The sequence below is a fragment of the Ideonella sp. P3_A4 genome (assembly GCF_056403075.1).
Genome location: NZ_JBFUGE010000183.1, coordinates 1 through 11,290 on the forward strand (window position 1 = coordinate 1; position 11,290 = coordinate 11,290).

Consider the following 11,290-nt stretch of genomic DNA (forward strand, 5'->3'; position numbering starts at 1 on the left):
GTCTTCGAGGATGTCGTTGAACAGCTCGCGCGACACGTAGTCACGCACCGTCTCGCAGTAGGCGATCGCTTCCTTCAGGTGCGCCTGCGCGGCCACCTCGAGCTTCAGGTCGCAGTCCAGCGTCTCGACCGCCGACTCACCGATATAGAGCTTGCCCAGGTCCTGCAGGTTCGGCAGACCTTCGAGCATCAGCACTCGCTCGATCAGGCGATCGGCGTGCTTCATCTCCTCGATCGACTCGTCGTACTCGTGCTTGGCCAGTTTCGCCAGGCCCCAGTTCTTCTGCATCCGCGCATGCAGGAAATACTGGTTGATCGCAGTCAGCTCCATCTTCAACTGGGCATTCAGGTACTGAAGCACCTTGGCGTCGCCTTTCATGGCCTTCTCCTTCTTGACTTCGTTCGGGGCAAATAAGCATTTTGCGGCGGTTCACTGGTCAAGTGATAACCGCACAGCTGCGCTCTGAGCGCGAATCGCTCGCATTCGTTTTGGAATTCGACGACTGCGTTGCTGGGATGCTCTCAAGCCTCTAGCATCAGCCGCCTTGAGAGACAGCCACCCTACGGATGAGCCACGAACACAGAGACGAAAACTCGAAGCGGCAACCCATCTCGCTGAGCCATCTGCGCGCCGCATGATGGGACAGTTCAGAGTTCTGGCGCTGTGCGGCAGCCTGCGGGCGGCGTCGATCAACGCGGCGCTGCTGCGGGCCGCGGCGCGACTGGCGCCATCGCCGATGGCCGTCGAGCTGTTCACCGGCCTGGGTCGGCTGCCGCTGTTCAACCCCGATGACGAAGTCGACCCGCCGTCAGCGGTGCAAGCCCTGCGCAACGCGGTGGACGCCGCCGACGCCTTGCTGATCGCCAGCCCCGAATACGCCCACGGCGTGACCGGCACGATCAAGAACGCGCTCGACTGGCTGGTCAGCTTCGAGCCCTTCGTGCACAAGCCGGTCGCGGTGTGGAACGCCTCGCCGCGGGCGCATCATGCCGACGACGCGCTGCGCGAAACGCTGAAGACGATGTCGGCCGAGATCATCGAGCCGGCCTCGGTCAGCATCGCGCTGCTGGGCGCCCAGCTGGACGAAGGCGGCATGGTCGCGTCGCCCTCGGTGTCCGGCACCATCCGGTCGGCGCTGCAGGCCTTGCATGACGCCGTCGAGCAAGGAGCATCGGAACGCGGGCCCAGCTTTCGCTTGGGCTGACAGGCAACAACATCCCAACAGGAGAGACAACGAATGAGCGACGCGGCCAATGCCTTGGCAAAGAAGCTGATCCGCAACTGGAACGAGGTGCCACTCAACCATGAGCAGCGCGCACCGCTGTACGACTCAATGTGCGCACGCCTGGCGCCCGGCACCGCGGCGCAAAAGCTGGGCGCTTCGGTGGACACGCTGGCGCCCGGCATGCGCGGCTGCCCCTACCACCTGCACCACGCACAGGAAGAGATGTTCATCATCCTGGGCGGCAATGGCACCTTGCGCGTGGCCGGCGAGCTGCTGCCGATCCGCGAAGGCGACGTGATCTTCATTCCGCCGGGGCCCGAGTACCCGCACCAGATCATCAACAGCTCCGACGCACCGCTGCACTACCTGTCGGTCAGCACCCGCGAGCGGCCCGAGGTCTGCGAATACCCCGACTCGGGCAAGTTCCTCGCGCTGGGGATCGACAAGGGTGAAGGCAGTTTCGATGTGATCCAGCGCAGCGCCGAGTCGCTGGACTACTGGGAAGGCGAGCCTTGAACGTCGGATGACGGACCAGCGCGGTATGCTGCGCCGACTTCACACAAGCTCGCTTCAGCATGGCCCGCGCTATCACGTCCGCCCTCGTCACCGCCGCCGTCTTCGTCGCGGCCATCGTGCTGAATCCTTCGGCCGAGACGCACCGTGACAAGATCAAGAAGGCCACCTCAGAGCGCAGCCCCATCGCGGGTGCGTTGGGCCTGGGCGCCTTGACGGCCTTCGTGTCGACCTACCACTCGTTGGGGGTGGCGTCGTACACCACAGCAAACGGCAAGACGCTGTCGTGGGGTGCCTTCGGTACCGTGTTCGTGAGACCGGCGGAGTAAACAGGACGGGCGCTGCTGTTTCAGTGTGTTGCCAGCAATGATCTCTGCCAAGGACGCACTTAGACTCCCGTCCATAACTAGCAGGGAGATGCGATGAAACAACTGAGATACGCTTGCCTGGCCGCTTGTGCGCTCCTGTCGGCATGCAGTGGTGGCAACGAGCAAGATGAACTGGGTGACGACCCATTTCCGCTTGCTGATGGCAATCGTTGGGAAATGCATTTCCTGGACTCGCGGCATTCCGACGGACCGGTGACAACGATCGTGTCAGGTCCAGTGAACGTAGGTGGAAAGCCTGGGTACGCCGTGAGCGACGCGAGCGGCCATCTGGACGACACGAGTCCGTCGCTGCCTAATGCGTATTTCATTCGTACACCAACCGAGGTGACTCGCGTACCCGCCAGCACTGAGTCGGGTCTTGAGTTGCGCACCGGGCCGCGCGTCATCCTGCGGCTGCCACTGCACGTCGGTGACCGATGGACCCAGGTTGACAAGACCGTCGACAGCGACACCGACTTCGACTTCGATGGAATCGTCGAACCGGTAGCCATACTGGCGACTGTGAGCGTCGACGCCATTGAGACCGTGTCCGTCGGGGCGGGCCGCTTTGAGAACGCCTATCGTGTTGGTACCTCGCAGACCCGAACCATTCTGTTCACCTCCGACTCGAGCACGTCCACGGAAAGCAGCACCACGTACGAATGGTATGTGCCAGGTATCGGTCTCGTACGCCGCGAAACCGCTGTGACGCCGGAGGATGGCCCGTTCACGTATCAGAGCTCGGAGTCGCTGTCCGCCTATCGCCTGAAGTGAGCGAGAACCCGATCACCAGATCACCGTTCGGTTTGACTAGATTCGCATTGTTTCAGTTGGTAAACAGAAACACTCCTAACGATCGAGCTACATAGACTTCGCGGATCAAAAAGGGAGATCCCGATGCGACAGCTTCAATACTCTGCTTGTGCGATGACTTGCGTCGCGCTGCTGACAGCAGGTTGTGGCGGCGGCAACAACGAAACCGAGCCTCGAGGCACCGATCCGTTTCCGCTCAGCGTTGGCAACCGATGGGAGATGGACTACCAAGACTCCCGGTTCTCGTCTTACACGCGAGTCTACGAAGTTGCCGGCTCGGTGAATACCGACGGCTCAACCTCGTACCTGATGCGCAGAGATGGACAAGCAGGGACCGACGTGATCTATCAGCATCCCCCGACGGGAGTGTTGCGGCTGCCTGCCCCCGGTGACGAGGATCAAACCCCTCAGTTGGTCGTCAAACTTCCACTTCACGTGGGCGACTCGTGGGTGAACAAGAACGAGACCCGCGACTACGGAGAAGATGTCAACGGCGACGGCGTCAACGAGGTCGAGACCGTGACTGACGACGGAGATGTCACCGCAATAGAGCGTGTGGTCACGCCTGCCGGCACTTTCGACGAATCGTATGTGGTCACATCTGGCAGTTCTTGGATCGTCTCGAACCCGGTGACCAACGAAGAGTACTACGCCAGCTACACCACTGTCCGCGAGAACTATGTGGTCGGCATTGGTGTGGTCAGCCGTGACGTCACGATCATTCCGGCCGGCGGGCCTCGCATGTATACGAGCAGCGAAAAGCTCTCTGCTTACCGCGTTGCTCCGAATTGATCGTCTGCTGACCCTCTAGCTCTCCAGCCAGGCCTGCAGCGCCGCACTTGGCCCTTCGCGCCAACCGTTGGCCGCTTGCGAATCGCGGGTGACAAACCACGCAGCGACAGCGTGGCGGTCGGCCCAGGCTCGGCCCTCTTCAGGCCCCATCACGAACAGCACTGTGGCCAGCGCGTCGGYGTCGGCACAGCGTTCGCATAGCACACTGACGGAAGCCAACGCATGCCGGACCGGCGCCCCGGTGCGCGGGTCCAGCGTGTGCGAGCACCAGTGGCCTTGCGCGTCGCGAAAGCCCTGGCGGTAGTCGCCTGAAGTGGCGATGGCCTGGCCGACCAGCGCGGCGCGCAGCGGTGGCAAGCCGGCTGCGCCGGGCGGGCGCTCCAGCGCCACCCACCACGGTTGTCCGTCGGTCTTCAGCCCTTCGCCGCACAGCTCGCCGCCGAGTTCGAACAGGAAGTGGTGGTGACCATCGGCGCGCAGCACCGCAGCGACGGCATCGACCGCGTGGCCTTTGGCGATCGCCGACAGGTCGAGCCGGCAGGCGCCGGGTTGCTGCAGACGGTCCCCCTCCAGCTTGAGCTCGCGCCAGGCACCTGGCGGCTTCGCGTCGGTCAAGACGGGCACCAAGAAGTCCGCGCTACCGAACCTGCCGGTGGGCCCGAATCCCCAACGGTCAATGGCCTGACCCAGCGCCGGGTCGAACGCACCGCCGCTCTGCTCGGCCATGCGCAGCGCCAAACGCATCACCTGCGCAAAGTCCGATGACAAGGTTTGCCATTGCCCCGCCGGCAGGCGGTTGAAGCGGCTCAGTTCCGAGTCCGGCTCCCAGTGGCTCATCTGCTGCACCAACCTGGCCAGGCAAGCCTCGATGCGAGCCTGCACTGCCGCCAGCGGCACGGCGGGCGTGGCTGCGAGCACCAGCCGCCAAACACTACCCATGCTCTGGCCGGTCAGCCGATGCAGCACCGCACCGCGCGGCGCGGCCACCAGCGGCGCCGAGGGCGGCAGCAGCACCAGCGCGTCGCCGGCCGCCGCGCCGGCGGTCACTTCGGCCGCACTTCCAGCGTCGCGCTGTAGCTCAGGCGGCGCAACGGCGGCAGGTTGGCGGCCTCGGCCGGAGTGCTGTGGTTCACGCCCAGCCAGTAGCGGCCGGCTTCGGGCCAGGCGACGTTGAACTCGCCCTTGGCATCGCTCTTCAGCGTCAGCTCGCCCATTTTGTAGCGGTAGCGGTTGCCGCCACGCAGCAGGCTGACCGCGGCATCGGCCAGTGGCTGGCCATCGAGCAGCAATCGGAAGCGGGTGCGGTCACCATCGCTCAGGTCCACCGGCGCGTCGAGCGGAATCAGCTCAAGCCCTTGGCCTGCCGGCGCGAATGGCTTGTCGCTCGGCTTCTCGCGTGCGACGAAGGTTTCGACACGGCCGGCGAATTGGGTCACGCGCACGTCCTCGGCCTTCTCGGGGCGCTCTTTCTCCCAGGCCTCGGCCGTGCCGCGAAAGCGCTTGGTCTCACCGCCCTGCTTGTAGCTGACCATCACGCCCTGGCTCAAGTTGGCGATGCGGTAGGTGCCGGTCTGGACCAGCGTCAACTCGAAGCTGCTGCGGTGGCGCGAGGTGGTGTTGACGGCCGTCGGCGCCACGTTGCTGCCGTCCGGCGCCGTGATGGCCAGGCCGTCCAGCGGCAGGCCACGGGTGTCGAACTCGAACAGGTCTTCGGTGGCGGCCGCGTCGATCGCGACGACGCCTTCCTTGCCGTCGACCAGCGTCTGGCTGGGCAGCAGCCAGGGATGGTGGGCGGCAGCGCTGAACGAGGCCAGGGTCGCCGCGATAGCGATCAGCGCCCGCGTTTTCATGGGTGACTTTTGCATGGCGTGTCCGTCCTGGTTCAGGGTTTGGCTTGCAGGCTCAAAGTACCCAGCTCGTGCTCACCCTGGGCCTTGGCCTGGGTCGCACCGGTGGGCGGCCAGTGCAGCGGCAGGCGCTGCACCTCACGACCACCGCCTTCCCGGGTCGCTTCGATCACCACCTCGTAGTCGCCCGCCGGCAGGCTCGCCAGCGCCTTGGCGCCGCCCAGTTGCACGACGTGCTCGCCTGGCGCGCGCGTTGCGCCGCTGACGCCATCGACAGGCATCTGCGCGTCGCGGCCGCCCTGGCGCCACCACTGGCGCAGGTCGCGCAGCCACTTGGCGCCGCCGTTGTCCTTCTTCTTCAGGTCGTACCAGACGGCCAGGTGGCCGGCAAAGCCCTGGTCGCCGGCGCGCTGCAGCCACATCGCCACATAGGGCGTGTGGTACTCGGCCACGCCCAGGCGCGGCAACTCCAGCTTCAGGGCCAGTTCGGCGGCTTGCGCCGATGGCGGGGCCAGCGCCAGCGCGGCGCCTAACGACACAGTGGTGCGAACAATCATCGATCAACCTCTCGAATAGTCAGTGCGCGGCGTAGACAGCCAGCAGCAGCGGCAGCAGCAAGCCGGCGGCCACCAACGGCCAGGTGCTGGGCCGGCGGCGCGCATGCAACGCCAGCAGCAGCAAGCCAGTGACGGAAGCGAACGCACAAACGATGGCAAAGATGTCAATGAAGGCCCGCCAGACCTGACCGGTATGGCGCGCCTTGTGCAGGTCATTCAGCCAGGCGACCCAGCCGCGGTCGCTGTCTTCCCATTCGAGGCTGCCGCGCGAACGGTCGACGCGCAGCCAGGCATCACCGCCCGGACGCGGCAGCGACAGATAGACCTCGTCAGTGCTCCATTCGGCCTCGGTCTCGGCGTCCCAGTGCAGACCCAGGCGGTCTTGCAAGGGCTGGTGCAGCGACCGCGGCAAGGGCGCGCGCCCATTGCTGTCGGCCAGTGGTGCCCCGCGGGCGAATGCACCGCGTTCGGCCGGGCTCAACTCGAAGCTGCCACTGCGCAACGCCGGCTTGGCTTCGATGCTGCCGGCGTGGTTCAAGGTGATGCCAGTCAGCGCGAAGACCAGCAGCCCGGCCAACGTCAACGCCGAGCTAATCCAGTGCAACGGCAGGACGGCCTTCAGCCACTGGGCCCGACGTTGCGCCCGCTGCACGGCCAACGCTTGCGCGCCGGCCGCGGGCTTGAGGGTGCTCAGACCTTGATCCATCGCCGCAGCAGGTTGTGGTAGCAGCCGGTCAGCTGCAGCCGCGCGGCCTCGTCGGCCCCGGTCTGGTTCAAGCGCTGGATGGCGGTGTCCAGGTCGAACAACAGGCTGCGCTCGCCCTCGTCGGCCACCATGCTCTGAACCCAGAAGAACGAGGCCAGCCGCGCGCCGCGCGTGACCGGCTCGACGCGGTGCAGGCTGGTCGACGGGTACAGCACCAGGTCACCTGCGGGCAGCTTGACCGAATGGGCGCCGAAGGTGTCTTCGATCAGCAGTTCGCCGCCGTCGTAGCTGTCGGGCTCGGTGAGAAAGAGCGTGGCCGAGATGTCGGTGCGCAGCTTGCGCCCGCTGCCGGGCACGAGACGCACCGCATTGTCGACATGGGCGCCAAAGGTCTCACCGCCTTCGTAGCGGTTGAACATCGGCGGGTAGACCTCGGCCGGCAGCGCCGCGCTGATGAACAGCGGGTGGCGCTCCAGCGCGGCGAGCACGATGTCACCCAGCTCGCGCGCCAGCGCCGAGCCCTCGGCCAGCTGGCGGTTGCGCTTGACCTGCGCGCCCTGGTGGCCGGCCGTAGCCAGGCCGTCGATCCAAGGCGCTCGGTCGAGCGCGTGGCGCGCCGCCCGCACCTGTTCAGGCGTCAGCACGGCGGGAATCTGCACGATCATGACCGGGGCCTTTCTTTCACGACAGTCAGGTCAGAAGCGGATCAGCGCGCTGACCAACGCAGTGCGGCCGCGCACCGGCGTCGCGCGGCCGGCACTGCTGGCTTCGAAGTACACCGCGTCGCTCAGGTTCTGCAGGTTCAGCCGCACTTCCCACGACTTCTGCAGGTAGGCCACCGTCGCATCCCAGCGGGTGTAGCCGTCGACCTTGGCGCTTTCGAAGTTGTTCAGCCAACGGTCGCTGGCGAACTGCGCGCCGCCACCCAGTTCCCACTGCGGGGTCAGGCGGTAGGTGGTCCACAGCGTGGCGTTGTGGCACGGCGTGTTCGGTGCGGTCTTGCCTTCGGCGGCGATGCCCGCGTCGGCGTTGGTGCCGATCTGCGGCGACTCGACGATCTTGCCGTTCATGTAGGTGTAGCCGGCGAAGACTTCCCACTGCGGGTTGATGCGGCCTGTGGCACCCAGCTCCAGCCCGTCGACACGGATCAGGCCTTCGGTCACTTGCGTGCCGGCAGCGTCTTGCGTGCGCGGGTTGGTCTTTTCGATGCGGAACAGCGCGCCGGTGACGCTGAGTTCACCATCCAGCAAGTCCAGCTTCGCACCCAGCTCGAACGAGCGGTTGCGCTCGGCGCCGAGCGTCGCGGTGCTGGCGCTTTGCGTCACCGTCTCGGCCGACGGGTTGAACGAGGTGCCGTACGACGCGTAGTAGGTCTGCATCGCATCGGGCTGGAACAGCACGCCAGCGCGCGGGCTCCACATGCTCTCGGACTTCGGCGCGGCGGCCTCGGTGGTGTCGAGCGGGAAGCCCGCCGGCAGCGTGTACTTGACCAGGTCCGACTTGACCATGAAGCGCTCGTTGCGCAGGCCGCCGACCAGCTTCCACTGCGGCGTCAGCTCGATCTGGTCGTTGATGTAGACGGCGGCCGTGTCGGCGATCGTCGTCGTGGTACGCGACAGCGCGTGCTGGCCGGTGATGCCGGAGTAGACCGGCGAACCCAGGTTGATCGTCGCCGCGTCAACCGGTGTGTTCCAGGCATAACGGTCGTCGCGGTTGCGTTCGCGCGCAAGCTCGACGCCGGCGGTCAGCTGATGGTTCACGCTGCCCGAAGCGAACTTGGTGGTCACGTCGGTCTGGCTGATCACCGAGGTGTCTTTCAGCTGGCGCTCACGCGTCGAGCGCGGTGCGCTCAGGTCGTTCAGGTCGTCGTCCAACGTCGGCACGGTGCCGTTGACATTGACCACTGCGCCCAGCGGGTTGGCGCGAGCGTGGGTGCGGTTGTCACTCAGTTGCAGGCGCGTGCGCACCGTCGTCGTGCTGCTGGCCTTGTGCTGCAGTGTCAGGCTCAGCACATTGACGTCCTGGTTGAACTGGTCGTCGGTGTAGCCGTAGAAGTTGTGTGCCGGCGCATCGATCGGCTTGCGCACGGTCCCAGCACCAGACGTGGTGACGAACGGGAAGCCGTAGTCAGGGATGTCGCGGTTGCGTTGGATCAGCGCGGCGACCGAGAACTCGGTCGGCGTGTTGATGCCCAGGCGAACGGACGGCGCGACACCGGCGTCTTTGTTCTTCGTCACGTCGCGGGTCGATTCGATCTGCTGGCCGAAAGCGGTCACGCGGAAGGCCGCGCTGTCCGACAGCACCTTGTTGAAATCTCCGGTGGTGCGGAAATAGCCGTCGGTGCCGACCGTGCCGCCCAGCTCGCTGCGGTCGCGCAGTTCGGGCTTCTTGCTGATCTGGTTGATGACGCCGCCGGTGGAGCCGCGGCCAAACAACATCGACGATGGGCCCTTCAGCACTTCGACGGCCTGTAGCGAGAACACGTCGCGGCTGTATTGGCCGCGGTCGCGCATGCCGTCGAGGTAGATGTCGGTGCGGGCCGAGAAGCCGCGCAGGTTGATGTTGTCGCCGATCACGCCGCCTTCGCCGGCACCCAGCGTGATGCCAGGCACATTGCGCAGCGCGTCTTTCAGCGATGCGGCGGCCTGGGTGTCGAGCATCTTGCGATCGATCACGGTGATCGATTGCGGCACGTCGCGCAGCGGCGTCTCGAACTTGCCGCCGGTCGATGCCTGGCTGTTGTCGCGCTCGACGGTGGCGGTCGCCTTGATGGGCGGCAGGCTGGATTCGGTCTTGGTGGCGTCCGGGCCGGCGGGCGCCGGCGCGGCGGTCTGCGCGTGCGCGGTGCCGAAGACGAGCGCGAGCGTGGCGGCGCGCAGGCTCAACGGCAGCGCTGTGGGCGTGGAAGTGGGCTTGTTCGAGTTCAAGGAAAATCCCTCGGGAGTCAGGTCAAAGTTGTCCCTGGCTGGCGAGCGGCTGGCGGCGGGCATGGTTCGGAAGTAACGGGTTGGCCGAGCGGCCACGCAGATCCCGCCACCGTTCAAGGCGTTTCGGGCTGGCTGACGAAGCCGATCTTGTGCAGGCCGGCTTTCGAAGCGTCGGCCAACGTCTCGGCCACCGCGCGGTAGGCCACGCTCTGATCGGCGCGCAGGTGCACCTCGGGCACCGGCTGCAAGCGGCCGGCGGCGGCAAAACGCTGGGCGGCATCGGTGCGCGTCACCGGCTCGCCGTTCCAGAAGCGTTGGCCGCCGGCATCGATCGCGAATTCGATCTTCTGCGGCTTCACTTCGTTGACCTGCGAGCTGACCTGCGGCAGGTCGAGCTTGACCGCGTGCGTGAGCAACGGCGCGGTGACGATGAAGATCACCAGCAGCACCAGCATCACGTCGATCAGCGGGACCATGTTGATCTCGCCCATCGGCGCGGCGGCGCGTTGGGAGTCGAAGCTGGCGAAGGCCATCTCAGTGCCCCACGCGTGCCGGCATCGCGTGCACGTTGGCGGCCGGCTCGGCTCCCTGGCGCAGCGTCTGACCCAATGTCAGGAAGGACATCAGTTCGAAAGCAAATGCGTCCAGCTTGGCGGTTAGCACACGGTTGCTGCGCGCCAACCAGTTGTAGGCCATCACCGCGGGAATGGCGACGGCCAGGCCGAGGCCGGTCATGATCAGCGCCTCGCCGACCGGCCCGGCGACCTTGTCCAGCGTGCCGGCGCCGCTCATGCCGATGGCGACCAGCGCGTGGTAGACGCCCCAGACAGTGCCGAACAGGCCGACGAACGGTGCGGTCGCGCCGATGGTGGCCAAGAGGGTGAGGCCGCTTTCGAGCTGCATCGTCTCCTCGTCCAGCACCTTCTTGATCGTGCGGGTCAGGAACTCCTGCTCGCTGCCGGCTTCAGCCAGCTTGGCGGCGCCGTATTTGGCGTGATGCGCCTTGGCGTGCATCGAATGCGCAGTCAGGTGGGCGAACGGTTCTTGCACGCCGTGGGTGGTGATCTCGGCATGCACCTCGTCGAGCGAGGTGGCGTTCCAGAACAGGCTCAGGAAAGCCTCCGAGCGACGCTTGCGGAAGAACGAGGTCAGGCCCTTGGTGGCGATCAGCACCCACGAGATGACCGACATCAGCAGCAGGATCGCCAGCAGTGTCTTGCCGACCGCATCGCTTTGCCCCAGGAAATGGGCCAGGCCCAGCGTGCCCGGTTCAGTCATGACTTGTTCTCCAGTTCGAATTGAATCGGCACGGTGGTCCACACGACGAGTGGCACACCGTTCTCGGTATAGGGTTTGAAGCGGGCGGCGCGCACGGCGGTCAGCGCGGCGTTGTCGAGCCGGGGTGAGCCGGAAGAGCGCGACACCAGCACCTGGCGCGCGCGGCCATCAGTGCCGATCTCGACCTTCAGCAGCACCTCGCCCTGCTCTTGCATGCGGCGCGACGCGAGCGGGTAGACCGGCGCCGGCGGCTCAAGGTAGCTC

At 65.9% G+C, this 11,290-nt stretch carries 15 protein-coding genes; 5 read left to right on the top strand and 10 right to left on the bottom strand.

All coding sequences use genetic code 11. The features are described from left to right. On the bottom strand, positions 1-378 hold a 378-nt coding region (gene bfr, locus AC1DYI_RS16855; protein WP_477205288.1), incomplete at its 3' end, for a bacterioferritin. A 256-nt stretch (positions 379-634) separates the two neighbouring features. Between bfr and AC1DYI_RS16860 the strand changes: the two genes are divergently transcribed. The 5 genes from AC1DYI_RS16860 (at position 635) to AC1DYI_RS16880 (ending at position 3,711) form a co-directional block, all read left to right on the top strand. Continuing rightward, positions 635-1,204 carry an NADPH-dependent FMN reductase gene (locus tag AC1DYI_RS16860; protein WP_477205289.1) on the top strand — a complete coding sequence of 190 codons (570 nt, stop codon included), beginning with the start codon at positions 635-637 and terminating at the stop codon, positions 1,202-1,204. Positions 1,205-1,237: 33 nt separating this feature from the next. Continuing rightward, positions 1,238-1,741, top strand: coding sequence for a cupin domain-containing protein (locus AC1DYI_RS16865; protein WP_477205290.1), 504 nt, complete (start codon positions 1,238-1,240; stop codon positions 1,739-1,741). 59 nt (positions 1,742-1,800) lie between these two features. Then, complete coding sequence (locus AC1DYI_RS16870; protein ID WP_477205291.1) at positions 1,801-2,067, top strand: hypothetical protein; 267 nt, start codon at positions 1,801-1,803, stop codon at positions 2,065-2,067. Positions 2,068-2,160: 93 nt separating this feature from the next. Further along, complete coding sequence (locus AC1DYI_RS16875) at positions 2,161-2,880, top strand: hypothetical protein (RefSeq protein ID WP_477205292.1); 720 nt, start codon at positions 2,161-2,163, stop codon at positions 2,878-2,880. Between the two features lie 123 nt (positions 2,881-3,003). Next, complete coding sequence (locus AC1DYI_RS16880) at positions 3,004-3,711, top strand: hypothetical protein (protein ID WP_477205293.1); 708 nt, start codon at positions 3,004-3,006, stop codon at positions 3,709-3,711. Between the two features lie 15 nt (positions 3,712-3,726). On the opposite strand, the gene AC1DYI_RS16885 is transcribed toward AC1DYI_RS16880, so the two are convergent. From AC1DYI_RS16885 to AC1DYI_RS16925, 9 genes are all read right to left on the bottom strand, one after another. After that, positions 3,727-4,758, bottom strand: coding sequence for an FAD:protein FMN transferase (locus AC1DYI_RS16885; RefSeq protein ID WP_477205294.1), 1,032 nt, complete (start codon positions 4,756-4,758; stop codon positions 3,727-3,729). Continuing rightward, the gene (locus AC1DYI_RS16890) at positions 4,755-5,576 is read right to left on the bottom strand and encodes a DUF4198 domain-containing protein (protein ID WP_477205295.1); all 822 of its coding nucleotides are present in this window, start codon (positions 5,574-5,576) and stop codon (positions 4,755-4,757) included. The genes AC1DYI_RS16885 and AC1DYI_RS16890 overlap by 4 nt, the downstream gene beginning before the upstream one ends. A 17-nt stretch (positions 5,577-5,593) precedes the next feature. Next, on the bottom strand, positions 5,594-6,115 hold the full coding sequence (locus tag AC1DYI_RS16895; RefSeq protein WP_477205296.1) for a DUF2271 domain-containing protein: 522 nt from the start codon (positions 6,113-6,115) through the stop codon (positions 5,594-5,596). A gap of 19 nt (positions 6,116-6,134) precedes the next feature. Further along, the gene (locus AC1DYI_RS16900) at positions 6,135-6,821 is read right to left on the bottom strand and encodes a PepSY-associated TM helix domain-containing protein (RefSeq protein ID WP_477205297.1); all 687 of its coding nucleotides are present in this window, start codon (positions 6,819-6,821) and stop codon (positions 6,135-6,137) included. Next, positions 6,806-7,486, bottom strand: coding sequence for a Fe2+-dependent dioxygenase (locus AC1DYI_RS16905; protein ID WP_477205298.1), 681 nt, complete (start codon positions 7,484-7,486; stop codon positions 6,806-6,808). The genes AC1DYI_RS16900 and AC1DYI_RS16905 overlap by 16 nt, the downstream gene beginning before the upstream one ends. Positions 7,487-7,516: 30 nt before the next feature. Continuing rightward, positions 7,517-9,748, bottom strand: coding sequence for a TonB-dependent receptor (locus tag AC1DYI_RS16910; RefSeq protein WP_477205299.1), 2,232 nt, complete (start codon positions 9,746-9,748; stop codon positions 7,517-7,519). 113 nt (positions 9,749-9,861) lie between these two features. Further along, entirely contained in the window at positions 9,862-10,281 is a 420-nt protein-coding gene (locus AC1DYI_RS16915) for an ExbD/TolR family protein (RefSeq protein WP_477205300.1), read from the bottom strand. 1 nt (position 10,282) lies between these two features. Next, positions 10,283-11,026: a MotA/TolQ/ExbB proton channel family protein gene (locus tag AC1DYI_RS16920; RefSeq protein WP_477205301.1), complete on the bottom strand. Its 744-nt coding sequence runs from the start codon at positions 11,024-11,026 to the stop codon at positions 10,283-10,285. Further along, on the bottom strand, positions 11,023-11,290 hold a 268-nt coding region (locus AC1DYI_RS16925), incomplete at its 5' end, for an energy transducer TonB (RefSeq protein ID WP_477205302.1). The genes AC1DYI_RS16920 and AC1DYI_RS16925, both read right to left, overlap by 4 nt.